This is a genomic window from Streptomyces sp. NPDC090106, assembly GCF_044747265.1.
GTDB lineage: Bacteria > Actinomycetota > Actinomycetes > Streptomycetales > Streptomycetaceae > Streptomyces.
This window is the reverse complement of the sequence record NZ_JBIVDS010000030.1, coordinates 1-23,931: the sequence shown is the minus strand read 5'-3', so window position 1 is coordinate 23,931 and position 23,931 is coordinate 1. Positions and strand designations below refer to the sequence as shown.

At 68.0% G+C, this 23,931-nt stretch carries 26 protein-coding genes and 1 pseudogene; 17 read left to right on the top strand and 10 right to left on the bottom strand.

Translation table 11 applies throughout. From position 1 onward, the window contains the following. Positions 1-85: 85 nt before the first annotated feature. Positions 86-505: a hypothetical protein gene (locus tag ACIPSE_RS45905; protein WP_401675905.1), complete on the bottom strand. Its 420-nt coding sequence runs from the start codon at positions 503-505 to the stop codon at positions 86-88. A 10-nt stretch (positions 506-515) separates the two neighbouring features. Next, a complete protein-coding gene (locus tag ACIPSE_RS45900; protein ID WP_401675903.1) occupies positions 516-734 on the bottom strand; it encodes a hypothetical protein in 219 nt (72 codons plus the stop codon). Positions 735-1,103: 369 nt separating this feature from the next. Here ACIPSE_RS45900 and ACIPSE_RS45895 point away from each other — a divergent pair, with 369 nt between their 5' ends. Further along, a complete protein-coding gene (locus ACIPSE_RS45895; RefSeq protein ID WP_401675901.1) occupies positions 1,104-1,388 on the top strand; it encodes a hypothetical protein in 285 nt (94 codons plus the stop codon). Between the two features lie 82 nt (positions 1,389-1,470). Here ACIPSE_RS45895 and ACIPSE_RS45890 read toward each other — a convergent pair whose 3' ends face one another. The 3 genes from ACIPSE_RS45890 to ACIPSE_RS45880 all read right to left on the bottom strand — a co-directional run bounded on the left by ACIPSE_RS45890 (position 1,471) and on the right by ACIPSE_RS45880 (position 3,595). After that, on the bottom strand, positions 1,471-1,974 hold the full coding sequence (locus ACIPSE_RS45890) for a hypothetical protein (protein WP_401675899.1): 504 nt from the start codon (positions 1,972-1,974) through the stop codon (positions 1,471-1,473). Then, on the bottom strand, positions 1,965-2,432 hold the full coding sequence (locus ACIPSE_RS45885) for a hypothetical protein (protein WP_401675897.1): 468 nt from the start codon (positions 2,430-2,432) through the stop codon (positions 1,965-1,967). Before ACIPSE_RS45885 ends, ACIPSE_RS45890 begins: the two co-directional genes overlap by 10 nt. A 323-nt stretch (positions 2,433-2,755) precedes the next feature. Beyond that, positions 2,756-3,595: a hypothetical protein gene (locus ACIPSE_RS45880; RefSeq protein WP_401675895.1), complete on the bottom strand. Its 840-nt coding sequence runs from the start codon at positions 3,593-3,595 to the stop codon at positions 2,756-2,758. A 414-nt stretch (positions 3,596-4,009) separates the two neighbouring features. Between ACIPSE_RS45880 and ACIPSE_RS45875 the strand changes: the two genes are divergently transcribed. From ACIPSE_RS45875 to ACIPSE_RS45840, 8 genes are all read left to right on the top strand, one after another. Continuing rightward, a complete protein-coding gene (locus ACIPSE_RS45875) occupies positions 4,010-4,240 on the top strand; it encodes a hypothetical protein (RefSeq protein WP_401675893.1) in 231 nt (76 codons plus the stop codon). Beyond that, the gene (locus ACIPSE_RS45870) at positions 4,230-4,361 is read left to right on the top strand and encodes a hypothetical protein (RefSeq protein WP_401675891.1); all 132 of its coding nucleotides are present in this window, start codon (positions 4,230-4,232) and stop codon (positions 4,359-4,361) included. The genes ACIPSE_RS45875 and ACIPSE_RS45870 overlap by 11 nt, the downstream gene beginning before the upstream one ends. 424 nt (positions 4,362-4,785) lie before the next feature. Next, positions 4,786-5,193 (top strand): hypothetical protein, encoded by a 408-nt coding sequence (locus ACIPSE_RS45865; protein WP_401675889.1) that lies wholly within the window; start codon positions 4,786-4,788, stop codon positions 5,191-5,193. Positions 5,194-5,813: 620 nt separating this feature from the next. Beyond that, positions 5,814-7,367, top strand: coding sequence for a phage/plasmid primase, P4 family (locus ACIPSE_RS45860; protein WP_401675887.1), 1,554 nt, complete (start codon positions 5,814-5,816; stop codon positions 7,365-7,367). A 154-nt stretch (positions 7,368-7,521) separates the two neighbouring features. Beyond that, positions 7,522-7,905, top strand: coding sequence for a DUF6009 family protein (locus ACIPSE_RS45855; protein ID WP_401675885.1), 384 nt, complete (start codon positions 7,522-7,524; stop codon positions 7,903-7,905). A 188-nt stretch (positions 7,906-8,093) separates the two neighbouring features. Further along, positions 8,094-8,282, top strand: a complete 189-nt coding sequence (locus ACIPSE_RS45850) for a hypothetical protein (protein ID WP_401675883.1) — start codon at positions 8,094-8,096, stop codon at positions 8,280-8,282. 472 nt (positions 8,283-8,754) lie between these two features. After that, positions 8,755-9,912 carry a helix-turn-helix domain-containing protein gene (locus ACIPSE_RS45845; protein ID WP_401675881.1) on the top strand — a complete coding sequence of 386 codons (1,158 nt, stop codon included), beginning with the start codon at positions 8,755-8,757 and terminating at the stop codon, positions 9,910-9,912. Between the two features lie 27 nt (positions 9,913-9,939). Next, a complete protein-coding gene (locus tag ACIPSE_RS45840; RefSeq protein WP_401675879.1) occupies positions 9,940-10,800 on the top strand; it encodes a hypothetical protein in 861 nt (286 codons plus the stop codon). A 382-nt stretch (positions 10,801-11,182) separates the two neighbouring features. Here the strand turns inward: ACIPSE_RS45840 and ACIPSE_RS45835 are convergent, their stop codons facing one another. Together ACIPSE_RS45835 and ACIPSE_RS45830 are read right to left on the bottom strand one after the other, a co-directional pair. Continuing rightward, positions 11,183-11,530 (bottom strand): hypothetical protein, encoded by a 348-nt coding sequence (locus ACIPSE_RS45835; protein WP_401675877.1) that lies wholly within the window; start codon positions 11,528-11,530, stop codon positions 11,183-11,185. A 319-nt stretch (positions 11,531-11,849) separates the two neighbouring features. Beyond that, positions 11,850-12,407 carry a hypothetical protein gene (locus ACIPSE_RS45830; RefSeq protein ID WP_401675875.1) on the bottom strand — a complete coding sequence of 186 codons (558 nt, stop codon included), beginning with the start codon at positions 12,405-12,407 and terminating at the stop codon, positions 11,850-11,852. A 479-nt stretch (positions 12,408-12,886) separates the two neighbouring features. Between ACIPSE_RS45830 and ACIPSE_RS45825 the strand changes: the two genes are divergently transcribed. The 3 genes from ACIPSE_RS45825 to ACIPSE_RS45815 all read left to right on the top strand — a co-directional run bounded on the left by ACIPSE_RS45825 (position 12,887) and on the right by ACIPSE_RS45815 (position 16,340). Then, entirely contained in the window at positions 12,887-13,810 is a 924-nt protein-coding gene (locus tag ACIPSE_RS45825; protein WP_401675873.1) for a hypothetical protein, read from the top strand. Continuing rightward, a complete protein-coding gene (gene dnaB / locus ACIPSE_RS45820; protein ID WP_401675871.1) occupies positions 13,807-15,168 on the top strand; it encodes a replicative DNA helicase in 1,362 nt (453 codons plus the stop codon). The genes ACIPSE_RS45825 and dnaB overlap by 4 nt, the downstream gene beginning before the upstream one ends. 425 nt (positions 15,169-15,593) lie before the next feature. Then, positions 15,594-16,340 (top strand): DUF5131 family protein, encoded by a 747-nt coding sequence (locus ACIPSE_RS45815; RefSeq protein ID WP_401675869.1) that lies wholly within the window; start codon positions 15,594-15,596, stop codon positions 16,338-16,340. Positions 16,341-16,376: 36 nt separating this feature from the next. Here the strand turns inward: ACIPSE_RS45815 and tcmP are convergent, their stop codons facing one another. Continuing rightward, positions 16,377-17,555, bottom strand: a complete 1,179-nt coding sequence (gene tcmP, locus ACIPSE_RS45810; RefSeq protein WP_401675867.1) for a three-Cys-motif partner protein TcmP — start codon at positions 17,553-17,555, stop codon at positions 16,377-16,379. A 291-nt stretch (positions 17,556-17,846) separates the two neighbouring features. Here tcmP and ACIPSE_RS45805 point away from each other — a divergent pair, with 291 nt between their 5' ends. From ACIPSE_RS45805 to ACIPSE_RS45790, 4 genes and pseudogenes are all read left to right on the top strand, one after another. After that, complete coding sequence (locus ACIPSE_RS45805; protein ID WP_401675865.1) at positions 17,847-18,083, top strand: hypothetical protein; 237 nt, start codon at positions 17,847-17,849, stop codon at positions 18,081-18,083. Next, a pseudogene (locus tag ACIPSE_RS45800) lies at positions 18,083-18,349 on the top strand (hypothetical protein). Before ACIPSE_RS45805 ends, ACIPSE_RS45800 begins: the two are co-directional and overlap by 1 nt. A gap of 129 nt (positions 18,350-18,478) precedes the next feature. Continuing rightward, positions 18,479-18,829: a DUF6233 domain-containing protein gene (locus tag ACIPSE_RS45795; protein ID WP_401675863.1), complete on the top strand. Its 351-nt coding sequence runs from the start codon at positions 18,479-18,481 to the stop codon at positions 18,827-18,829. A gap of 47 nt (positions 18,830-18,876) precedes the next feature. Beyond that, entirely contained in the window at positions 18,877-19,092 is a 216-nt protein-coding gene (locus tag ACIPSE_RS45790; protein ID WP_401675861.1) for a hypothetical protein, read from the top strand. 28 nt (positions 19,093-19,120) lie between these two features. Here the strand turns inward: ACIPSE_RS45790 and ACIPSE_RS45785 are convergent, their stop codons facing one another. Beyond that, complete coding sequence (locus ACIPSE_RS45785; RefSeq protein ID WP_401675859.1) at positions 19,121-19,474, bottom strand: nucleic acid-binding protein; 354 nt, start codon at positions 19,472-19,474, stop codon at positions 19,121-19,123. A gap of 50 nt (positions 19,475-19,524) precedes the next feature. Continuing rightward, on the bottom strand, positions 19,525-20,841 hold the full coding sequence (locus ACIPSE_RS45780) for a pentapeptide repeat-containing protein (protein ID WP_401675857.1): 1,317 nt from the start codon (positions 20,839-20,841) through the stop codon (positions 19,525-19,527). A 544-nt stretch (positions 20,842-21,385) separates the two neighbouring features. Here ACIPSE_RS45780 and fxsT point away from each other — a divergent pair. Continuing rightward, positions 21,386-23,725 (top strand): FxSxx-COOH system tetratricopeptide repeat protein, encoded by a 2,340-nt coding sequence (gene fxsT, locus ACIPSE_RS45775; RefSeq protein ID WP_401675855.1) that lies wholly within the window; start codon positions 21,386-21,388, stop codon positions 23,723-23,725. Positions 23,726-23,931: the final 206 nt, after the last annotated feature.

Genomic DNA, 23,931 nt, shown 5'->3' with positions numbered 1-23,931 from the left:
TGGTACCCCTTAGCTGGGCTCAGCCCGTGTTGGACAGCATGGAGCCGACGAGCAGCAGATTCCCCCTCCTGGCGCCTGCCCCGGGTCACGCGGTCGCGGCGACGTCCTCCCGGCGCAGGGGGACTGCGCCGTCGGCATGCTTGAGGACCTGGCGCAGGTCGACGAGGGCGCCGCCCCGGACACCCTCGTCCGCGCACCCCCGCCACCACTCGTGTGCGTTCACCGCCGCCGCGGCCTCCCGCAGCTCCTCCCGGAGCGCGTCGTAGCGCTCGCCCTGCTCGGCCGTCCACCCGTCTGTCGCGTCCCTCCCAGACCGTTTCCGCTCCTTGTCGGCGGGCCAGCCCTCCGACGGCTCACGGGACCACGGGAGGGTGGCTTGGAAGACGTGCAGGGCCGCGAACAGCTCTGCGGCCCGGCGCTGCGCTTCGAGGAGGTCCGGGGGGAACGCGGCGGGGTCGAACGGTGTCTCGCTGGGGGTGCTCTCGGGGGAGGAGGTGGCGCTCATCCTTCGGAGCCTAGTTCGAGCCGGTGACGATGGCCTGGTTGCTCATCGCGGCGTCGGCGCGCGCCAGGGCGTCGGCCATCTCCTCGCCGGGGACCGCCAGCTCATCGACGGCGACGCTCATCTCGAGGCGCTCCGCGACGGCCGCGACGAGGTCGTACCGGATCCTGCGCTCGTACTCGGCGCGCAGCAGGGGATCGGCCTCGACGCGTCTCCAGCCCGCGTGGTCCACGACGCGCCGGGCGGTGACCGGCGTGCCGTTGACGGTGGTCGTCGCGGTGAATACGACCTGGGGGTCGACGCGAAGAGCTGCTCCTGGCGCCCCACCCCCGGGTCATGCCGTCGCGGCGACGTCCTCCTGGCGTAGGGGGACGGCGCCGTCAGCATGCTTGAGGGCCTGGCGGAGGACAACGAGGGCGCCACCCTGGGCACTCCCGTTCGACCTGTCACACATCAGAGGGACGAGCGCCCTCAGAGCACTGTCACGGAGCCCTTATAGGTGGGCCCGCGCGCGGACGCGCACCCGCCTTCCATTCCGAGCCCCTGCTCCCCGTACGTCCCGCGTACGGGGAGCAGCTCGTTCGCCATCAGAGGAGAGCACATGATCACCGTTCACCGGATAGCGCTCGCCACCCCCGCCACCTTGGACGCCGACGCCTACCGGGAGTTCTGCTGGGGCGCTGGCCTGGAGCACACGGCGACCGGCTACGGGCTGCTCTGCGCCTTCGACGACATCGGCGACGCGTTCACCGCGGTCATCGACGACGTGGAGTACGCGCGGCTCCTGATGGAGGCCCCGGGGGCCGTTGTGCCCGCCGACAAGATCATCTGCATCTTCCGGGAGTGGCCGGACCTTCGTCCCGAATCCGCCACCGTCTGGCCCTGATCACAGTCCGCAGCGGTCAAGATCTGCGCCGCCCGCACTCCTGCCCCGGATTCCGCGAAGCGCCCCAGCGCGCCGTCCCCGCTCATGCGCGCAGCAGGTCGGGGCGGACGTCGGCGAGGGCGAAGGCCCGCCGGAAGCCGGCCACGAGGACGTCCTCGATGCGGTAGCGCCGTGTTGGTTCGTCCCGCTGGAGGAGCGGGCCGGCGCCGTCCGGGCCGATACGGCGCTGCGCCGCCCTGATGCTGGTCAGAGTCCCGCCGATCCGGGAGACGGGGATCGGGTGCGTGGGGTGGTGGGCGAAGTGCTGCTGGACGTCATCGTACGAGGCGGTGCCGTCCAGCTCGGTAATCCGGCGCAGGACCGCCCGGGCCCCGGGCATCAGCGCCGCGACCATCTGGAACAGCATCTGGTCCGTCCAGCCGTCGGCAAGGTCGTCGGCGGCGAGATCCTGCGGGCCGGGCCGCGGTTCCGTGGCCGGCGCGTCCGGCCAGGCGGCCGGGACGTCCGGCCGTAGCCCGTACGCGGCCTGCACCGCGGCGAGAGCCTGCTCGTAGGTGTCCGTTCCGGTGTCGATCGTCAGCCGCACAAACGCCCCTCCCGTGATGATGCGCCGCCGCCCCCACCCTTCCCGGCGGCCGGTGGCCGCTGTCCGCCGGGGGTTGTCCCGGAAGTGCCGTACCCGTGCGGGGAACAGCGGTGCGCGAGCCGGTCGACCGGGCGAAGGTAGGGCGCCGTGCATTCCGTCGGCGGGCCTGCGGCATGCCCCGCCCGGGGGCGGCAGCCGCCCTCCAGGAAGCCGAACTGCAGCAGCACCTGGTCCGCGACCACGAGGACCTCGCCGACGATGCCCGCGGCCTGGCCGAAGCCGCCGAGAGGGCGCGCATCACGCAGCTGCTCGCCAACACGGGCGGCCCGTACGACCCGGACACCGTCGCCGTAGTCCAGGACGAGCTCGCCGCCGACACCGAACCCGAGCGCACCCAGCAGATGGAGGCCGACAAGCGCCGGCAGGAGGAAGAAGCCGAAGCCGCCCGCCGCTCTCACCCCGGACGTTCTGCGCCACGCCCTGCTGCGCGCCCTCGCCCGCACCGGGCTCCTGGACGGCCTGAGCGAAAACGAGCAGGCAGCCGTCGGCCGGCTGCCCGACATCGATCCCGCGGCCGCGCTCGCCTTCTATGCCCTGCTCGCGAGCGCCCACGAAGCCGGAGCCGGCTCGCAACCGAGGACCGCCTTGTGACCGCGCCCCAGACACGGCGACGGCCGCCTCGAGCGCCACCCCGCACGAGCTGGAGCTGTTGTGAGGTGTTGCCCCGGTGCGCCCTCAATCAGGTCACCGAGCCCCGGAAAGGAGCTCTGGAACGCACTGATCAGTCGTCCTCCAGGGCCCTCTCTACCGTGTTCCGGGTGAGATGGACGGGAGTGAGCGGTCCCAGCTTGCTCGCGGTGGTCTCCGGAGGTGCTGCCCGCACGATCACGACGTACACCCGAACCCCCGCGATCTCGAAGTAGGGCGGCGAGACGTCGGCTGGACCGTCTCCAGCCACTACCAGAGTCCGGTCGGCCTTGCGGTTGAACACCACCAGGTACGCGACGTGCTTGCCATGGTCCACGGCGTACTCGTACACCTGTCGCACACCCTTGCCGACATACGCGACGCTCCCGGTGTACAGCTTGCCGTCCAGGACGATCGGATCCTCGCCTTCGAGTTCACCGATCAGGTCAGGTTCGCCTGTGGTGGAGCGTGCCTTCGCATGGGTTACGTAGTGGGCGTCCTGGAACAGGAACTTCTGCAGGTCGTCGTTGTACAACTCTTCGCCTGTAGCGGTCTGCTCCTTGTACTGGGCATCCAGCGCGACACGGTTGAACCGCTCGGTGAGGTAGACGTAGCGGCGCAAGGTGAAGATGACGCTGCTTCGGTACTGGAGCTGCTCGCCGAGGAAGTTGAACAGCGATGTGAAGGCATCTCGGGCGAGCATCTGCACCATGGTGTCGATGGTGGTGCTGCTACTGAGCCGACCGTAAATGCTGAGTGCCAGCCTTTCGGCATCGGCAGGTTCCAGGGTGCTGAGCAAGTTCCAGCCGAGGACGGCCCTCCCTTCCTCTGTCTCGGTCGGCCAACTCACGCCGTCGTCCTCTACACACTGTGCCAACCACCCCTCCAAGAGGGGTGGTTCCTCGACATGACGCGCTTCATCAAGGATCGCCATGAGAAGAGGTTGCTTCCGAATCCAGTTGGCCGCGTACTGCACTTCTCGCCCAAAAGCCGATCGTCTAGAGCCAATGAGCTGGCTGTACCGCGTCACCAGGCCTTGCTGAAGCACATCAAGCAGCCGCATCTACGTCGCCCTCTCCCTTTGACCGTGGCGTCCCGAGAATCGCACCTCCCTCCGGTCACCGCACATCACACGATCCTGCCGACCGGCACGGACCGTAGCCGCACGACCGACCCATCACCTGGCCCCTGGACCATCCAAGGTGGCGTATCTGTGTCATCAACCCCCTGTTTCCCCAGGTAGTCGTGACCATTTGTGTCATCGGGCGGGTTTCGTCTGTACCGCAGACCGGCGCTGCCCCGGCGATACCGTGGGAGCACACGACAGACGACGTCCCGGGAGCCATCGATGAGTCAGGAGCCGGCCGCCGCGCCCGACCGCCAGCCGCTCGACGAAGCCGCCGCCGAAGCGGTCCGCAAGTACGCGGCCGACCAGCGCGCCAAGGTCGATGTCTTCGCCTCTGTGCTCGAGGACATCGCCGAACACGGTTACCCTTCTCCGGAATCCGGCGTGCCGTGGGAGATCGCCCGCGACGCCCACCTCGCCCGTCTCGCTGACGGGGAGCCCCGTGTCGCCTGAGCACACCCCGCGGCGCTCCCGGGTCATCGTGGTGGAGCCCGCGCTCACCCAGCTGGCGAAGCTCACCGCGTCCGAGACGCACCGCCTGGACCGCGCGATCGTCGCCTACGTCGAAGCGTAGGGTTCCGAACTGCCGCGCAGTGCCCCAGATCCGGCTTCGTCCAGTGCGTGCCGTACTGGAGCTGCGAACTGGCGTCGACCGTGTCTGCGAGGCGTTCGAAGGACTGGTCGTAGTCCCTCATGTGAAAACATGAGCCCGGTTTCTGCTCGCGCACCAGCCGACGGAACATCAACAGCAGCCGCGCCAGGTCGTGCTGATGGACCCAGATCGTGAGTCTCTCCGGGGCGTAGCCGTATGTCGGATCGTGCGCGGGTTTCTTCGGCATCGGTCCTCGTTCGCGATGCAGTCCCATGCTCAACGAGCCGGGTCCGACGGAGCTACGCCGACCTCCGTCGGCGCTGCTGCGGTTGTGTGCTCAAATGCTGCCCGCAAGGCCGGAGAGCGTTGACACTGCTGCCTGCCGGGGAGGACGGCACTGGCGGGTGTGCTCGGCCAGCTGGCCCGTAGCCGCGCATGGCAGCGCTGTGCAGCAACCAGTCGTCTGGTCGCTGTACGGCTCAGCTCATCGGTTCACGTGACCGGGTCGGCGGCCAAACGCTCCATCGGGTCGGGGGAGGCGTTCAGCAGCGTCCGGCGGCAGGACTGGGCGGCGCCCGGGGGACGCGCCCATCGCGCTGCCCAGTTCGCCGTGAGAGCCGCCTTGGGCGGCGTGCTGACGTGCCTGGGCTCGCGCGCCCTGCAGGCGGGCGGTGTCCTCGATGGCGGGCGCAACGTCGCCATCACTTGCCTGATCGGGCCGCAGAAGGACGATCCCGCGCAGCTCGCGGGCGAGCAGCCTGGTGTCGGTAGCGTCCAGAGCCTCGGCGGCGGCGAAACGGGTTCAGTCCCGTAGAGTAAAAGGCCAGGTCAGAGGATGCTTCTCTGCTGGTACGGGACTGACGGGACTGAACTTGTCAGTTATAGCCATCAGGCGCGTGTGCATGCAGGCGCGTACGTACAAGTACTCCTGGTACACACGCATGCAGCTCATAACTGCAACTGTCAGTCCCGTCAGTCCCGTACAGGAAGCGCACATGGCCTCTGACCTGCCACGACTTGATGGGGCTGACCACGGGACTGAACGGCTTCTCTGCAGTCCCGAGGCCGCGAGCCAAGCCCCGATACACGGATGAACGGGGCTGGCGGGACTGAACTTTCGACACGCGGACGCTCCCCGCCCTGGCAACAGAGCGGCGTGCGCTACTGTCTGAGCCGCATGTGAAATTTTCAGTCCCGTCAGTCCCGTCAGCCTCTCGAACCCGCGCTGTGCCGGGCGTTGCAGGCCTCAGCGGTCAGCGGTCACTGAAAACCCCAGCCCCCGACGAGGACACGAGTGCTACGCCAGCCCGCGACAGTTCAGACACCTGCCCCGTGGCATCTGCCCTTGAGCGTGTTGCCCGGCGGACGTACGCCTGTCCGGGACCGTGCCGTGTCTGAAGGCGTACCGCGTCCGATGTCTCTCCTAGGACACCCATGAGCAGCCCGGAGCCGGTCCGTTTCGACCCGGTGGCAGCCGCCCAGCAGATGCACGAGCAGATCGCACTGCCGGCAGCGGACGGGCACCTCGTGCTGCCCTCTCAGGCCACCGACGACAGCCGTGCCGCGGTCCCGCCGCCGGGTCAGCTTCCCGACGAGCTGACCGACCGGGGCAACGCCAAGCTGTTCGCGCGCATGTACGGGGACCAGTTCCGGCATGTGGAAGGCCTGGGCTGGTACTCCTGGGACCAGTACCGCTGGAAGCGCACGGGCGGTGAGAAGGGCGCCATGTGGGCGGCCGGCGACATGGCCGAGCAGATGCCCCGCACCGACCCCCACGGCCGGTTCAGCGACCGTGAACTGGCCGTGCACCGCCGCCGCACCCAGGCCACCGCGGGCATGAAGGCGCTCCTGGAGCAGGCCCAGGCCGCGCCCGGGCTGAGCATGGACCCCGACACCCTGGACGGCGACGTCTACGCCCTGTGCACGCCCTCCGGGATCGTCAACCTGCGCACCGGGGAACTCCACAAGCCCGACCCGCTGTCCGACATGCACTCCCGCGCCACCAGCGTCGGCCCGGAAGCGATGCCGATCCCGCGCTGGTACCGGTTCCTCGACGAGACCTTCGGCACCGATCCCAAGGGCCGCGAGACCATCGCGTTCCTGCACCTGCTGCTCGGCTACTCCATCACCGGCGACGTCGGCGCCCAGGTGCTGCCCTTCCTCTACGGGGCCGGCGCCAACGGCAAGTCCGTGCTGCTCGAGGTGATGATGCACATCCTGGGCGACTACGCGAACGCCGCCCCACCGGGCTTCCTGATGGAGAAGGGCAAGTACACCGAGCACTCCACCGAGCTGACCGAACTGCACGGCCGGCGCATCGTGGTGTGCAGCGAGCTGAAGCCGAACGACAAGTTCGACGAGGCCCGCGTCAAGCTCCTCACCGGCGGCGACACGATCACCGCCCGCCGTATGCGGCAGGACTTCTTCACCTTCACCCCCACCCACAAACTGTGGCTGCTGGGCAACCACCGGCCCGAAGTCGGCACCGGCGGGCACGCGTTCTGGCGGCGCATGCGGCTCGTGCCGTTCGAGCGGCAGGTCCCCGACGAACGCAAGATCGACAACCTCGGGCACGAACTCGTCCGCGACGAGGGCCCCGGCATCCTCAACTGGCTCATCGAAGGCGCCCGCCGCTACCTCGCCACCCGCGACCCCCTGCACGGGCCGGCCTCCGTGCGGCTGGCCACCGAGGCCTACGAGAAGACCGAAGACCACATCGGCCGCTTCATGACCGAACGCTGCACCCGCGGCGCCGACGGGCGCCCCGACCCCGACCTGCGCGTCGAGCAGAAACTCCTGTACGAGACCTACCTGCGCTGGTGCGGCGACGAAGGCATCCGTCCCGGCACCAGCCGCGCCTTCGCGGGACGCATCCGCCAGGAGATCGGCCTGTCGTCCCCCACCGAAATGATCAAGAGCAACAACGTCAAGCTCTACCCCGGCCTCGCACTCCTCGCCGACGACGTTGCAGGAGACGAAGCCCCGTGAGCGCCGACGGCCGGCGGGGTACGTGGTTGAGGGGCCCGTACCATGAAAGCCCCGAACAAGAACGCGATCACACACGTTCTACAAGACAAAGCGGCACGCGTGCCGCCCCGGCAGGCCGCCGCCCGGCCGACGACGATCAGGAAGGTCTTCGGCCATGAGCTCGATGCTGCAGGACACCCAACTCGTCGACGAAGCCGACGTCGTCTGGCTCGAAGACCCCGACAACCTCGACTACGTCCGCCAGGCCCTGGACAAGGTCACCACACGCCGCGGCCGGCCCCGCTACGACCGCGACGGACGCCTCGTCGGCTACACCAACCTCAAGCCCGGCTCGCCCAGCGACCCGGACAGCGGCCTCTTCGCCCGCCGCGTCTTCTTCCTCCTCCCGCACGACCGCGACACCGACCCCGAGGGCCCCTACGCCGTCGGCGCCCCCGGCGAAGCCGTCGACCCCAGCACCCTCGCAGCCGGCACGGCGGGAGCGAAGACCACCCGCTCGCAGGGCCGCGCCATCCAGATAGCCCCTGCCGGCCGCTGACCCCAGCATGGTCCCTGAGCTGGGTGGATCCGTTGTGGCACGGGATAAATCAAAGGCATCGGCTCGGGCCGCTTCCTCGCCCCTGCTGGGCGGCGAGGGCGGTATCCGAGTGCGTCGATCAGCCCATCCACAGCCAGAAACCGCGGGCGGTCACGCGAGTTGCCGAAGTGCCGGCCGCGTGGCAGCGGATGACCGTTCTGCGCGCGTACCGCATCGGGTGGGGCGTGTGGGCGGATCTGATCGCCCTGCACCTCACCACCGGTACGGACGTGACCGTGGTGCACCACGCCGAACTCCCCGTGGACCTGGCGCATCTGCATCTGCTCCGATACAGGCCCACCAAGAGAGCCGCCCGGCCAGGGGCGCGGGGCGCATGACCTTCCCCATGGATCGCCCCCTGCCGACGGGCCAGCCCTCGCCAGTTCGACGGGGACTCTTCGCTCCGTAGTTCTTTCCAGCCTCTCCAGTCCTGTGACCTGGGGAAACACTGTGCCGGGCGGGCTGGGTGGGGGGGGGAAAAAAAGTGCCGCGTGGCAAGCGCGTCTGGTGGCGGAGTCGGCAGATGACCGGATCCAGGCCAGGTTCGGGCTCGGTGCGATCGGGCTGGCCGCCACCCACTGGCTCATCTCCTGACCCTACGCAGACAATCCCACTACTTTTTGTGAGCATATAGCCGTCATGCGTCACGCTTGGTGATGTGCGCTTGCTGAATCTGCCCTGTTTACTTAGTTCGGCAAGTTGCAACTTTCGGAGAACTTGCCGATCCGCCGTACTTTCCTTCATTCGGAAAGTTCGTAGGATCGGCAAGTTCTATAGTTCTTGTGGACTTGCCATGTCATCATCGTGGGCATGGACCTACCTGCTCAGACCTCTGGTGAAGTGATCGATCAGGGCATTGAGGCCCTCCAGGGGCTGCTGGGCGAGGCGTGGGAGGTCTCCATTGAGCCTCAGCCGCCGCTTCCTCTGCACGGTGATGAGGGCTGGGACGCGGTTGTGCGGGTTCTGTCGCGCGGCGACGGCATTTTCACCGAGCTGCTTGTCGATGTTCGCGATCACCTGACCCCCAAGGGAGTGACGCAGCTCGGTTCGACGGCGGCACTGGTTCGACGGCTCAACCGCAACTCGGCTCTGATGGTGTTCTCGCCGTGGATCAGCCCAAAGGCGCAGGAAGAACTCCGGCGGCGCGAGATCGATTTCCTCGACCTGACGGGCAACATCTCGCTCAGGATCAGTCGGCCAGCCGTCGTCATCCACACGCAGGGAGCGGTGCGTGCTCCTGCCAGCCACCGGTCGGCACCCAGCGGCAAGCCCTTGCTGACAGGGCCCCGGGCAGGCCGCCTCATTCGCCTGCTGGCCGATGTCAAGCCTCCTTACCGGGCGACCGAGCTGGCCGAGCATTCGGGCCTGAGTCTCCCGTACGTGTCACGTCTTCTCGATGCCCTTGAAGACCAACTGCTGATCGGACGTGAAGGCAGAACCGTCACCTCGGTCCACTGGCAGGACCTTCTGCGGACCAGGGCAAACCATCTGGACCTCATGCGGCAGACGAACCCGCAGGGACTCCTTGCGCCCAATGGGGTGCAGCAGGTCCTGGACCAGTTGGTGGACCGGCAAGGCGTCATCGCAGAGGGCAGAGTGCTGGTCACAGGTTCCTATGCTGCCCGCCCCGTTGCTCCAGTCGCCGTTGGCGGCCAGCTGATGCTCTACGTCACGCCCGATAAGAAGCACACCCGTGATGTGGTTCAGGAGCTCCATCTGCTCCCGGTTCCGGAGGCTGCCGATGTTCTGCTGCTCCGGGCTCCGGATCTCGGTGTGCTGCAACGGCCGAGGCGATACGACCGCTACTTTCAGGTGGGCTTGAGTCAACTTGTCCTGGACTGCCTTTCCGGCCCGGGCCGTATGCCAGCGGAAGGTGAGAAGGTCCTCGCGTTCATGGAGGAAGAACGCCTGTGGCGGACAGACAGCCTTTCTCTCCTTTCCCGGGACGAATCACATCGCCTGTTCTAGGATCGCGCCACCGATCAAGGGGGCGCGATGTCGAAAGCACCAGTGGGCGTAGGCCCGGATGAACTCAACGTGGCAGCCCGCAACGTCCTGCTGGACGCTCTCACCGCGCTCAAAGACCACCGGGACGCGCTGACGGTAGTGGGAGCGCAGGCGGTTTACCTCCGTACACAGGAAGCAGAGATCCGCAGCGCTGCTTACACCTCCGACGGAGACATCAGCATCGATCCCGCCCAGCTCGGAGACCAGCCCCTGCTCGAGCAGGCCATGCGCGACGCGGGCTTCTCACTTCGAGCCAACCAGTCCGGCCTCTGGGAGCGCCCTGAACAGATCGGCGACCTCACCGTGCCTGTTGAGGTGGACCTGCTCGTCCCTCACCAACTGGCACCCCTACCGAACAAGAAACGGCGCACCGAGCTGCCGCCCCACAATGAATGGGCCACCAAGAAGGTCCCCGGCCTTGAGGTCGCCGCCGTGGACCGTTCCGTGATGACTCTCCGCAGCCTCACGCCGGACGACAACCGCGAGGTCGACGCCTACGTTGCCGGACCGGCCGCCCTCTTGATCGCGAAGGCTTTCAAGCTAGACGAGCGGATCGCCGAAGCTGAGGCGAAAGAGCGAACGGATCGGCTGTCCAACAAGGATGCCGGTGACGTCTACCGCATCATGGCCGTCGTTCCCGTCGAAGAGGTAGCCGAGACCTTTCGCGCGCTACAGTCCGACACCCGAGTCGGTGAAGTCGCTGCTGACGGCCTGCTCCGCCTACACAAGCTGTTCGGCGGGGCCGCCACCCCAGGCACGGAACTCGCCGTTCAAGCACTGGCTGGAGACGTTCCAGAACTCCGAATCCGCGCCCTCGCGCCGTTCTACGTCGGCGCGCTGACCAACTGACCGGCCATCAGGCCGCAGCTTAGAATCCTCTCAGTTCACTGCCAGTGAGGCATCGCTCGTCATGGCAGCGCCAGGTGACGTCTCCCTCCGGGTCGAACTCAGCGGTCATGCCTGGGTGCTCTGTCCAGCGGCCTTGGATTGGGGTACGGCAGTCCGGACAGAGGCGTCGGGGGATGAGGGACTTCTCGGATCGGTGGTAGATCCGCTGCACGTGGTCCATACGATGACCGTGACATGTTTTTGACGACTTGTCTGAGGAGCCTTCCCCCCTGTGGCCGGACGGCCCGATGGATATTATCGACATATATGGGTAGGAACGCCCGGTTTGTTGGGTGGCTAGGTCTGACTCACCGCGGCCGCACTGTTCAGCCTCGGCCTTGTGCTATTCGTCCGGGGTGTCCGTGGTGGGACCGGAGGCATCAGCGTGTGCGGCAGGGGAGATGACGCCATGGACCTTTTGCAGCGTGCTCAAAGACGTGGCGAAGAGTAGATACGGGCTGTCGGGGTTCTTGCGCTGCCGCCAGCCATAGCGTTCCAGGCACTTCTGTGATGCGTGGTTTTCAGGGTGGACCAGTGCGGTGAGGAAGACTTCGTCGTGAGGGTCGTGCCGACTCGTAATGTCAGTTACGACGGCTCGGAGCAGTGCCTGAGCAGCGTATTCGCCGTTCGAGAGGGTTTGTCCCTGGTGGCTGTTGGCGACTGCGTAGAACTCAAGTCGCCGCTCGAACACAGCCGGACGGTCCGGCGCGCTGGGGTGGGGTGTAGAGGCGTGTACTGCTGTGCCCACCAGGTCAGTGGCGTCATGCAACAGCAGCAGGCGCTGGTCATGGGACCGGCGCCTGCGGTTTGCGTGACGGATGGCCTGCTGCCGGAAGTACGTCTGTACCCCATGGGCCCACGACGGACAGGACTGACGGTCCTGCACAGGGCGGGTCGCATTGGCCTGGCACCCCGGGCAGCAGGCAAATCTCTCCAGCTTTGGGCGGTCCGACTTATCGCCTAAGGACCAGTTCACGCCTTCCACCCATGGATTGTATGGGTAGTTGGCGTTACTCCGCCCTCAGCTCGTCGAAGAGTGAAGCGGCGAAGTTCTCGTCCCCAAGCGAACGGCCGACCCTGTCGTCTGTGACGTCGTCGACAGAGTCTTCCAGATCGTCGGTGAGCAGCCCCGGCTGCAGTCGAGTGATGATGGCTTCTCCCGTGAACTCGTTCGTGAGCAGGGCAGGGTCGCCGATGGACAAGCCGGCGGACTCAAGCATCCCGTAGGGGAGTTCGCGGTCCATTCCATTCGAACCTGCCTCGACAAACAGGACCTTCTTCCCGTCTGTGCTCTTCAGGACGCCCGAAAAGCGCTCTTCGTCGGGAACCGCAGGCAGTGACGCCAAGGCTTTCCCGGTCTCGGTGCAGAGCCAGCCGAGAGCTTTCCACGCCGCTCCGGAGGGATTAGCGAGCGGTTCCAGCTCGGCACGGTCGACCGACAACTGATTCAGCAGTTCCACAAGCTCATCCTCCAATCGCTGTGCGTGCGTGCTGTAAGCCCGGGCGGCGGAGTTGTCTCCTCGGCGGTCCAGTACGGCAGCGCTGACGTTCAGGCAGCTGTAGAGCATGCCTGCACCGGCCAACCTGCTGTGGTTGTGCCTTGTGAACCGGAGCCCCCGGGATAGGACTCCATGACTACGCAGCGTCTTCAGTGGCGCTTCGCTCACTGCAGAGTCCGACCGGTAGGCGCGAACGATGTCGCGCCAGCCCACGACAGGCCAAGCCTGCACATCATCGGCTCGAAGCATCAACATCACCCGATCCGTCGAAACAACGTGTCGTGTTGAACACGTTAAATGTCCTTCTTGACACTGTCAACCAAGAAGTGCTTATAGCTGAGGAGCCCGCACGCCCACGCCACACCTTCCGCGGGAGTACCGACGTAAGAGGGGTCGACCGTGAGGGTGCCGTCGTTGTTGAGTCGGGTGTGGTCGGCGAGTTGGGCGAGCAGCTGCTCGGGGTGCAGGCCGGTGCAGGCGGCGATGGCGCGGAGCTGGCGGCTGGGACCGGCGGGCAGCCAGACCTCGGTCCGTAGTTCGTCGCGTGCGTGTACCTGGTCGACTGGTACGCCCGGCTGGGTTGGAAGGGCGCCAACGGCAAGCCCCTGGGGGAGAACGTCGTCCGCCGGGAGATCTGTCTCATCCGCGAGGCCGGCTTCGTGACGACCGCACGTCTGCGGGGCGAGGGTGGCAAGACGGTCGGCATCCAATACGGCGTGTCCCAGCGTCGCGTGGACCAGCCGCAGACCGGTGCCTGGATTCCCGCACCGCCGGACGTCGAGCAAAAGCGCAGGTCGGACCACATGCCACCAATGGCCACACGTGGTGAGTCACCACATGTGGTCGATGGTGCAAAACCGCAGGTCGCACCACATGCCACCAATGACGTTCCCCCCCCACACACCCCGGAGGAGGAGGAATACTCCTCCCCCTACCCCCTCACTGACCCCAAGGGGGCGCTGCCGTCACAGCGGGAACAGCGGCAGCCGAAGCCGGCGAAGGAGCCGGAGTTCGCCGCGGGTGATCTCGCGGAGGCGGAGAGGTTCCTCCAGACGCTGCCGAAGCCGTGGGGTGCGGGCAGGGGCACGGCCCGCAAGTGCGCGCCGCTGCTGCTGGCGGAGATGCGCGAGACGGGCTGGCCGTCGATTCACGAGGTGGACCAGCAGATGCTGGCGCGGGAGATCCTGCGCAACACGACGGGCGCCCGGTCGGTGGCGCACATCCTGCCCAAGTGGATCAAGGACCTGCGCCTGTACAGCGTGGTCCTGGCTGAGGCGCGGCCCGAGAAGGCCGCGGGCGCGGGCGGCCGGGAGATGTGCCACAAGCCTGGTCACGGCGGGGGCGCGTTCCCGGCCGGTGACTGCCCGTCCTGCGTGCAGGAGTCCCGCCCTCGCCGTGAGGGCCCCGCTCAGCTCGACATGTCCGCGATGCTCAGCGCGCTGCGAGGCGGGCAGTCCGGGGGGACCTCATGACCGACACCCTGTCCGCGCCGGTCACCTCACCCGAGGGCGCCATCGACCGGATGCCGCCGTGCGACCTGTACGCCGAGCAGTCGGTCCTGGGCGGCATGCTGCTGTCCCTGGACGCTATCGGCGAGGTGTCCGAGGTCCTCAAGCCGGCGGACTTCTACCGGCCCGTCCACGAGACGATCTACGACGCGATCCTGGCCGTCTACGCCAAGGGCGACCCGGCCGACCCCCTCACCGTCGCCGCCGAACTCACCCGACGCGGCGAGATCAACAAGGTCGGCGGGGCCCCCTACCTGCACACCCTGGTCCAGACGGTGCCGACGGCCGCGAACGCGGAGTACTACGCCGAGATCGTCCGCGAGAAGGCGGTGCTGCGCCGTCTGACCGAGGCATCCACCCGGATCGCCCAGCTCGCCTACAGCGGCGAGGGCGACCTGGACGACATCGTGGCCACCGCGCACACCGAGCTCCAGGCCGCCGTCGAGGCCCGCTCAGGCAGCTCCACCGGCAGCAGCGCCGCCAGCATCATCGAGCGCGTGATCGACGACCTCGGTTCGGACTCCGGTGACGCCATCACCGGGGTGCCCACCGGCTTCACCGACCTGGACTCCCTCACCAAGGGGTTCCAGCCCGGCCAGCTCATCGTCCTGGCCGCCCGTCCCGCCGTCGGCAAGTCGACCCTGGCTCTGGACTTCGCCCGCGCGGCGTCCATCAAGCACGACCTGAGCACCGCGTTCTTCTCGCTGGAGATGGGCGAGAAGGAGATCGGCATGCGCCTGCTGTCCGCAGAGGCCCGCGTGGGCCTGCACCACCTGCGCGGCGGCACCCTCACCGACGAGGACTGGACACGCATGGGCCGGCGGATGGGCGACATCGGCCAGGCCCGCCTGCACGTGGACGACTCCCCGGGCCTGAGCCTCGCCGAGATCCGCACCCGCACCAACCGTCTCGCCAGGACCAAGGGCCTGGACCTTGTCATCGTCGACTACCTCCAGCTCATGACCCCGGCCAGCCGCCGCGGCGCCACCCGCCAGGAGGAAGTCGCGGCCATGTCGCGAGGGCTGAAGCTGATGGCCAAGACGCTGGGCGTGCCCGTCATCGCCCTGTCCCAGCTCAACCGCGGCCCCGAGCAGCGCACCGACAAGAAGCCCCAGGTGTCCGACCTGCGCGAGTCCGGTGCCATCGAGCAGGACGCCGACATGGTGATCCTGCTGCACCGCGACGACGCCTACGAGAAGGAGACCCCCCGCGCGGGCGAGGCGGACATCATCGTCGGCAAGCACCGCAACGGCCCCACCGCCACCGTCACCGTCGCCTTCCAGGGCCACTACAGCAGGTTCGTGGACATGGCGCAGACCTGAGCACCCCTCAGGAGCCCCTCAGCGGCCCGTGAATCGCCGATCTCCCTCTTCCGGACCTCCCTGGGTCCGGAAGAGGGAGATCGGCACTCAGGGCGCCACACAGGCGATCAAGTGGATCGCGTCGTTGCTGCGCGGGCGGCGACTGAGATCTCGATGAGGCGTGGGTTGGCAAGCTTGCTGGCGAAGGTTCCCGGTGGTGTCACTGCGCGCAGGTCGGCGCCGTTGATTGGCGGGGCGATTGCCTCTTTATGCCCGCTTACACCCTTCATGAAATGGGTACATGCGTTCGATGAATGGGGTGGTGGGAGTTGTGCTGGAGCCGGGTGGTTGGATGCCAATACCGGTTGCGGAGAATCTCGTTGGACACGACAGGCCGTTGCGGTTCCAGGTAGACAGGTTCGGTTCGAGTGGATGGAGGGCCGGCCGTGAGTGATCGCAGTTCGATTGAGTGGACCGAGGCCACGTGGAACCCGACCACTGGGTGCGATCGTGTTTCTCCAGGATGTGACAACTGCTATGCGCTGGCACTGTCGAAGCGGCTGAAGGCAATGGGCTCGCCGAAGTACCAGGTTGATGGCGACCCGCGGACCTCTGGGCCCGGATTCGGGCTGACGGTTCATCCGGACGCCCTGGCAGTGCCGTACCGGTGGAAGAGCCCGCGGACAGTGTTCGTGAACTCCATGAGCGATCTGTTCCACGCCCGTGTGCCGCTCGACTACGTGCGCCGCGTCTTCGAGGTGATCGCTGATACTCCGCAGCACACCTACCAAGTCCTGACCAAGCGGGCCCGCCGGTTGCGACAGGTTGCCGACCGGCTGGAGTGGCCGGCCAACTTGTGGATGGGCGTCTCCGTGGAGAGCGCGAGGGAACTGCCGCGCGTGGATGATCTGCGGCAGGTTCCTGCTGCGGTCCGGTTCCTGTCGTGTGAGCCTCTGCTTGGGCCGTTGGACGGGCTGGAGCTGACGAACATCGACTGGGTCATCGCCGGAGGCGAGTCCGGACCAGGTCACCGTCCGCTCGACGCTGTGTGGGTCACACAGATCCGCGACACCTGTCAGCAGGCCGATGTGGCGTTCTTCTTCAAGCAGTGGGGCGGTCGGACCCCGAAAGCTGGAGGCCGCCAGTTGGATGGCCGTACCTGGGATCAGATGCCGCTGCCGGTGGCCGTATGACCGGGTTCGCGCACTCCGCTGCCCGAACCCGGCTCGTCATGCGGCGATACCTCTGGGGTAGACCGTGATCTCTCGCGTCCGCTTTACGCCCACGCCGTTGCTTGGCGTCTTTCCCTGCTCGTGCAGGCGCTGTACCGCCTTCCGGACCACCGGCTCAGTCACCTGTCCGTAAAAGTCCCCAAAGATCTCCAACGTGTGATCCACGAGTTTGACCGGCCGCCGTACTCGCAGCAGTAGCTGCTCCAAGTTTTCTGCGACTTTAGGAATTGCCCGGACAGCGACCTCCTCCGGGTCCGGACGCATAGGCCACAGCGGCAACATTCCCTCGCTCTCCTCGCGCGCATCCACCGTTTTCCACCATTCGTCCCGCGCCCGGGCGACCGAGTCGCCGAACACCCACAGGCCGTACTGGCTACGGGTAGCGAAGACCAGCCGGTAGACGGCCCGCTTGTGGGGGTGGTGGGAGACCGGCACCGACTGCACGAACATTCCGGTGCGCTGGGCAAGCAGACGCGAGTACTCGGCTGCCACAGCCTCGATGGCATCCTCGGCGGCGCCCTCCTTAGCGGTGGGGGCGGTGGCCTCGGCGAAGTACTCACGCCACCAGGTACCGCCACACACGTCGTCGAAGCGCTGAAGCGACCGCTCGTTGCCGCGTGGGGAACGGACGTGACCGCCCAGACGCCACACAGCCATCATGCTGAAGTTCATCAGCAGCTCAGTCGGCGGCTTCTTCTGCGGTCGTTTCAGGGCCAGCACATCCACGAGCCGGGCCTGCGGCAGCACCAGCCCACACGGGTCGAGGAAGAGAAACAGCGGTGCGCGCGCAGCCCGCTGAATCACGTTGTCGAGTACGCCGTCGACCTCGCCGTGGCGGGCGTGCGCCAGCACGTTGCGTGCCTGGTAGTCCTCAACAATCTGGTTCAACCGGTCGAACGACTTCTGCTGCGCCTCCGTGAAGAAGCACTCCAGAGTGATCCCGCGCTGGGCACGGAAGTTGGAGGCGACCCGTAGTGCGATCTCTGCCGAAGCGGGCTCGCCGTTCTCGTAGCGACCTTCACCCGCGTACCCGTCCAGGTACACCACGCGTTTGTCGTGCGACTGAGCTCCTGTCATGCCGCCGAACTGAGGCAAATAGCGTTTCAGCAGGTCGTGCTTGAACACACTGGGCAGTGCCTTGTCCGCCCAGTACTCCCCGCCCGTTCCCGTGGACATGGGTCCCCCACTCCGTCACGGCTCAACTAACCGTCTGTAGCGCATGGTCAGCCACACTTCGCGGTCCGACAAGAGGCCCATCGCGCCACATGTCATTCAGAAGCGGCCTGTGCCGACGGAGAAGCGAAAGCACGCAACCCCGGTTCCGGACGTAACTCGTTCGAGTGAGTTGAACGCAGTGAAAGATCCCCAAGAGGCAGAGCAAGGAGCCGAGGCCAGCCAAGAAGGGCTCATGCCTGCCCGCCCGGCGCTACCGTGGTGGGAGCGCCCCACCCCCAGTTGGAGGCACCCGTGAGCGACCAGCCGGCCCCCGGCGACGCTGCCGTCCGGCAGCGCCTGGACGCGGAGACCGCGGACGCCCTGCGCGCCCTCGCGGCACAGGCCCGCACCCGCGCCGATCAGTTCGCGGCCGTCCTGGAGGACATCGCCGCCAACGGCCTGCCCGCCGTCGAGGACTGCACCCCCTGGGAAGAGCTGCGCGAGGCGCACCGCGCCCGGCTCGCCGCGCAGCGGCCGGCCGTCGCCTGATGCCACCGCAGCGCCGTCGCGCCCGCATCGTGTTCTCGGACGCCGCCTCCAAGCAGATGGAAGCGCTCACCTCCGAGAGCGAGCTGAACGCCCTGGACCGCGCCCTGGTGGTCATCAGCGTTGACCCCGAGATCGGCGAGCAGCTCCCCGCCACCGCGGACGCCCCGGCACTGCGCTAGTACGCCGATGACCTTGAATCCGTCCGGGTGCTGTACTTCGTCACCGCGCTGCGCACCGTGGTCGTCGTCGCCTACATCGAGACCTGATCACGGGCGCCTCCGTGATCCCGGGGACACCCGTGATCATCGCGCCCCGAGGACATGCGCACGTCCTCGGACCCGTCCGGCCGTGAGGGCGCAGATGCCGAAGCCGGGCCACCTCCTAAAATGAAACGTGTGTACGAATCTGCTGCTCCGTCCAACCCGTCCAAGCTCGCCGCGCTCCGGTTCCTGGAGCGGGTCCAGGAGCGCGACCTGGCACGGACCCGGCGGTGGATCGAGGACGAAGAGCGCCGCGAGAGCGAGCGGCTGCGCGGGCTGGCGGCCCGGCCGCCGGCCCCGGACTGGCTCATCGAGGAGAGCCTCGGCCGCGGTACCCCGCCGGTCTACGTCCACGGGGGTGACTGTCACATGGCGGGCAAGCGCTCGCGGGGTGTCACCCGCGAGCAGGCGGTGCGGGCGCTCGCCGAACGGGTGGAGGCGTGCCCGCACTGCCGCCCGGACACCCTGCTCGGGTTCGTCGACTGACCCGGGGCCCGGGTGCGCGCCGGGCCGGTCCGGATGATCCTGGGGCCATGCCCGGCCGCCGTCCTGTGATCGTGTACCCGCCCGACGAAGAGGGCGGGCGGCGGGTGAGGATCGACGGCGCGATCCTGGGGCGCGCCTTCGGCGCGGCCGACGTCACCGAGTTCCTGCGCCGGGCCGGACTTGAGGTCTGGGACCTGGTCGACATCGAGCTGTCCGACCTGATCGAGTGGCGCGGCGGCGGCCCGCACACCTGGCTGCGTTGAGGACTGCGGCCGGTGGCCGGCCCGCGGCTCAGGCCGCCTCGCGCTCCCCGCCGTCCGGACGGGCGGCGGCGTGCTTCAGCCCGGAACGGGCGTCGGGACGCTTCGGCCCATCGACCTCGGCCCAGAACGGATGCTGGATGACCGCGGCGGCCAGGTCCCGCTCGCGCTCGCGCAGCGCGGCCACCCGCTCCTGTTCCTCGGACGTCCAGCCCGGGGAGGCCGCGTAGGCGCGCGGCGTGGTGAGCCAGTAGCCCTCACGGGTCCAGGCGTCCCGCGGCTCCACCGAGTACGGCAGGCCCGCGAGCACGCCGCGCAGCTCGGCCTGCACGGCGGTGAGCTGCTGCTGAAGGTCCAGGAGATCGGCGGGGTATTCGAACGTCACGCCCCCCACAGTAGAACGCCACCGGCTGAAGACGGCCGCGTCCGCGCTCGTCACGCTTCCGGTTCACTGGCCTTCCCGGTGCGCGGATAGAACCACTCAGGCAGCTCGGTTTTCCCATCGGTTCGCACGGAAGCAAGCTGCGACAGGAGCAAACCGACAGCGCCCGACACATCAGCCCCGGTCAGGTGGATGTTGGTGAGGGTCGCCTCGTTCAGGTGGACGTCGGTGAGGGTCGCTCTGTGCAGGTCGACGCGGGTGAGGGTCGCCTCGTTCAGGTCGACGTCGGTGAGGGTCGCCCCGTTCAGGCCGACGCGGGTGAGGGTCGCCTCGTTCAGGTCGACGTCGGTGAGGGTCGCCCCGTTCAGGTGGACGCTGGTGAGGGTCGCCTCGTTCAGGTCGACGCCGGTGAGGGTCGCCCTGCTCAGGAAGACTTCGGTGAGGGTCGCCCTGCTCAGGTGGACGCCGGTGAGGGTCGCCCCGTTCAGGCGGACGTCGGTGAGGGTCGCCCTGCTCAGGTGGACTTCGGTGAGGGTCGCATCGTTCAGGTTGACGCCGGTGAGGGTCGCCCCGTTCAGGTCGACGCCGGTGAGGGTCGCCCTGTGCAGGTCGACGTCGGTGAGGGTCGCCCCGTTCAGGTCGACGCCGGTGAGGGTCGCCCTGTACAGGTCGACGTCGGTGAAGGTCGCCCCGCGCAGGTCGACGCCGGTGAAGGTCGCCCCGGACAGGTTGGCGTTGGTGAGGTTCGCCCTGGACAGGTTGGCTCTGGTGAGGTCGGCGCTGTTGAGGTTGGCGCCGGCGAGGTGGAGGCCGTGGAGGTCGAGGGGTTCGCTGGGGTCGACGTGGGCGCGGGATTTGGGCCGGGTGAGGGCGGTGAGGGCTGCTTGGACATCGCCCGCAGGGGTGTCGGGCAGCGGGTCGGGAGGCAGGGCGTAGGGGGTGCTGGACGGCGGCGGGGGTGTGGAACTGGGGGCGTGGTGGCGGATGAAGTGGCCCAGGACGCGGGCGGCGTCGGTGGCGGCCTGCTCGGGGGCGTCCCGGACGATCTGTTCCAGGGCGAGGATCCCGCCGATACGGATGTAGATCTCGGGTGAACCGAGGCGCTCCAGGGCCTTGGTGAACCGATCGGTGATCTGCCCCCGCCGGGTCAACCGGTAGTTGCGCGCGGTGTAGAGCAGCGCGATCCCCGCCCCCAGCGCAGCCGTGAACGCCACCACCGCCGTCCGCAACCCGGTCACCAGCGCCCCGGACTGCTCCTTCACCTTCGCCTCGTCCAGATGATCCTTGTCGATCTCGAACGGGCCCTTCCAGACCAACCACGGCAGCACCACGAACAGCACGAACGCCCCCACCAAGATCAGCGCGCACATGCCCCACTGCCGGGTGAGCTGCCAGAGCCGAACCCGTCTCCGACGCCGATCCAACGCGGTCTTACGCGGGGCTCGCGGCTGGTACGGCCGGTACTGTCGACGGCGAGCGCGCAGGGCGCGGAGGGGATGCGGTGTCCTCATGCCTTGTACATGCCGACACGCCCACCCCCAGTTGCACCACCGCGAGATCAACATCCCCGCCCGCCTGAACCACGGCACACCGCAGGGGGCGTGCCAGGGGGCGCAGCACCGCACCGTCCGGCAGGGCGCGGCAATACTCGTTTTTCTTTCGCAGGGTGGGGGTCCTGGCGCGGCGCCACGGTGCCACACGGCGCCCCGGGCACGCCTCCGGCGCCGCACCGCTGCGCGGCCCGGTCAAGGGCCGTCTGCGGTGTCCTGCCGGTCTCTTCGTGGCGTGCCAGCGTTGGGGCGGGGATCAGCGCCGTCCGGGTGCAGGCTTCCTACTGGGTGAAGTCCGGGACCGCGCGGTGGCCGGAGCTCTACGCTGGTTGATTCGGTTTGGGTGCGGTGTCGGGGGACTGGGATGAGTGCGAGCGGGGCGTCCGGCGACGGTTTTGACGGCGTGTCGGAGCGGACGTGGTTCATCAGTTACGCGGGTCCGGATCGTGCGTGGGCGGAATGGGTGGGCTGGCAGCTCCTGGACGCCGGCTTCCAGGTTGAGCTGGATTACTGGAACTGGGGTGCAGGCGACAACTTCATCCTGAAGATGAATGCGGCGCTGGAGCGGGGCCGGTTCCTTGCCTTGTTCTCCCCGGCTTATTTTGAGCCGGACCGGTATACGACTCCGGAGTGGACTGCGGTGCTGGCCAGGAAGGAGAGGATCACCCCGGTCCGTGTCGCGAACGTCGTCCCCCCAGGCATCCTGAGCGCTATCGCCAGCGAGGATCTCTTCGACCGGGCTCCGGCCCAGGCACGTGAAGCGCTCCTGGCCGCGGTGAAAGGTCTCTCTGGTGGTCCGGTTTCGGAGCCGCCTTTCCCCGGCCAGAGCGGGACGCTGTCCCGGCTCGGCGCCACCGGCCCCCGCCTGCCCGGCAGCCTGCCACGCGTCCGGAACCTCCCGGCCCGCAACGCCGCCTTCACCGGCCGCGACGGCATGCTGGTCCACTTGCGCGAGGAGCTGGCCTCCGGCCGCCGGGTGGCGGTCCAGGCCCTGCACGGCCGTGGCGGGGTCGGTAAGACCCAGCTCGCGATCGAGTACGTCTATCGGTTCGCGGGGGAGTACGAGATGGCCTGGTGGATCGCGTCCGAAGACCCCACTCTCATCCCCGACCAACTCGCCGCCCTCGCCGCTCGCACTGGCATTGTCCCCACCGGCACCCCACCGGCCGCCGCGGTCGAATTGCTGCTGGCCGAGCTGGGGGAGCGCTCACGCTGGCTGCTGGTGTTCGACAACGCCGAAGAACCCACCACCCTGGCCCCGTTCATGCCCGGCGGCCCCGGGCATGTTCTGATCACCTCCCGTAACCCGAACTGGAACAGCCACGCCGTTCCCCTCGACGTCGACACCCTCTCCCGCGCCGAATCCGTCGCCCTGCTCCGCGCGCAGGGCGCGCAGTTGAGTGACGCGGACGCAGACCACATTGCTGCCGCGCTGGAGGACCTGCCCCTGGCCCTCGCCCAGGCGGCGGCGCTGCTGACGGGTGGGCTGTCGGCTGCGGATCTGAAGGAGGAGCTGGCCGTGAACACGGCCGCGGTGCTGGCGGCGGGCCGCCCGCCCGCGCACTATCCGGTGTCACTGGCTGCCCAGGTCCAGCTCACCGCCGACCATCTCCACCAGGACGACCCCAGCGCACACACCCTCCTGTTGGCGCTCGCGCTGCTGGCGCCCGAACCCTTCCCCCTCACCTCCTGCGCCGGCCGCCTGCCCGACCAGGCATCTACGCTCCTGGCCGGCGTGCTGGCGTCGAAGCTGGCGGCGGGGGCCGCGTTGCAGTCCATCGCCCGGCACGGTCTGGCCCGGGTCCAGGACGGCACGGTGCAGCTGCACCGCCTCACCCAGGCCGTCCTCACCGACTACCTCACCCCCGACCAGCACCACACCGCAACCACGGACACCGAAGCACTCCTCACCGCAGCCCACCCCGGCGACGCCAGTGAGCCGCGGTTCTGGCCGGCTTGGCAGGTCCTGCTCCCGCACGCCCTGGCCGCCGACCCCGCCCAGCTCACCACCGAGAAGGGGCGAGATGTGGTGCGGGATGCGTGCTGGTACCTGATGGAACGCGGGCAGCCTGCCCCGGCACGCGAACGGCTGCAGACTCTGTATGGCACCTGGCGCAGGCAACTCGGCGCCGACCACGACGACACCCTCTGGGCCGCTCACTACCTGGCCCGCGCCTTCGACGGCACCCTGGACCTCGATCGCGCGCATGCTCTGGACGAGGACACCCTCGCCCGGCGCCGGCGCCTCTATGGCGAGGAGCACCCCGACACCCTGAACAGTGCCCGCAGCCTCGCTGTCCACCTGTGGGCACTGGGGCGGTACCAGGAAGCCGTCACCCTGGACGAGAAGACGCTGGAGGTGCAGCGGCGGGTGCTGGGTGCGGAGCATCCCAGCACGCTGAACACGGCGAGCGGACTGGCCGTCGAGCTGGCGGCTGTGGGTCGGGTGGAGGAGGCGGTGGTGTTGGGGGAGGAGACGTTGGAGGTGCGGCGTCGGGTGTTGGGTGCGGAGCATCCGAACACGCTGAGCACGGCGTCGGACCTGGCCATCCGCCTGGCGGATGTGGGTCGGGTGGAGGAGGCGGTGGTGCTGGCGGAGGAGACGTTGGAGGTGCGGCGGCGGGTGCTGGGGCCTGAGCATCCCGACACCCTGACCTCGATCAGGAATTTGAAGTGGCTGCGTGCTCGCGACGAGCACGAGTGACTGTCGCCCGGACACCCTGCTCGGGTTCGTCGACTGAGCGTCCGGTCCGTCACGCCCCCAGAGTGGAACGGCTGCCGCGCCAGCCCCGGACACGCGAAGATTCATCGAACTCAATTCGAGGAATTTACCGAGGAAAGCACAGCGGCAATACCGAGCCATTCCAGAATCCATCCACCCGAGAAAAAGAAGCACTTTCGCGGGAAGCC

Coding starts and splice junctions, on each gene's coding strand:
- tcmP (WP_401675867.1), bottom strand. CDS start 17,555: ATGTCCACGGGAACGGGCGGGGAGTACTGGGCGGACAAGGCACTGCCC.
- fxsT (WP_401675855.1), top strand. CDS start 21,386: ATGAGTGCGAGCGGGGCGTCCGGCGACGGTTTTGACGGCGTGTCGGAG.
- ACIPSE_RS45855 (WP_401675885.1), top strand. CDS start 7,522: ATGAGCTCGATGCTGCAGGACACCCAACTCGTCGACGAAGCCGACGTC.
- ACIPSE_RS45895 (WP_401675901.1), top strand. CDS start 1,104: ATGATCACCGTTCACCGGATAGCGCTCGCCACCCCCGCCACCTTGGAC.
- ACIPSE_RS45790 (WP_401675861.1), top strand. CDS start 18,877: ATGCCCGGCCGCCGTCCTGTGATCGTGTACCCGCCCGACGAAGAGGGC.
- ACIPSE_RS45845 (WP_401675881.1), top strand. CDS start 8,755: ATGGACCTACCTGCTCAGACCTCTGGTGAAGTGATCGATCAGGGCATT.
- dnaB (WP_401675871.1), top strand. CDS start 13,807: ATGACCGACACCCTGTCCGCGCCGGTCACCTCACCCGAGGGCGCCATC.
- ACIPSE_RS45905 (WP_401675905.1), bottom strand. CDS start 505: ATGAGCGCCACCTCCTCCCCCGAGAGCACCCCCAGCGAGACACCGTTC.
- ACIPSE_RS45880 (WP_401675895.1), bottom strand. CDS start 3,595: ATGGCGATCCTTGATGAAGCGCGTCATGTCGAGGAACCACCCCTCTTG.
- ACIPSE_RS45860 (WP_401675887.1), top strand. CDS start 5,814: ATGAGCAGCCCGGAGCCGGTCCGTTTCGACCCGGTGGCAGCCGCCCAG.
- ACIPSE_RS45780 (WP_401675857.1), bottom strand. CDS start 20,841: ATGTGCGCGCTGATCTTGGTGGGGGCGTTCGTGCTGTTCGTGGTGCTG.
- ACIPSE_RS45850 (WP_401675883.1), top strand. CDS start 8,094: ATGACCGTTCTGCGCGCGTACCGCATCGGGTGGGGCGTGTGGGCGGAT.
- ACIPSE_RS45830 (WP_401675875.1), bottom strand. CDS start 12,407: ATGCTCTACAGCTGCCTGAACGTCAGCGCTGCCGTACTGGACCGCCGA.
- ACIPSE_RS45840 (WP_401675879.1), top strand. CDS start 9,940: ATGTCGAAAGCACCAGTGGGCGTAGGCCCGGATGAACTCAACGTGGCA.
- ACIPSE_RS45875 (WP_401675893.1), top strand. CDS start 4,010: ATGAGTCAGGAGCCGGCCGCCGCGCCCGACCGCCAGCCGCTCGACGAA.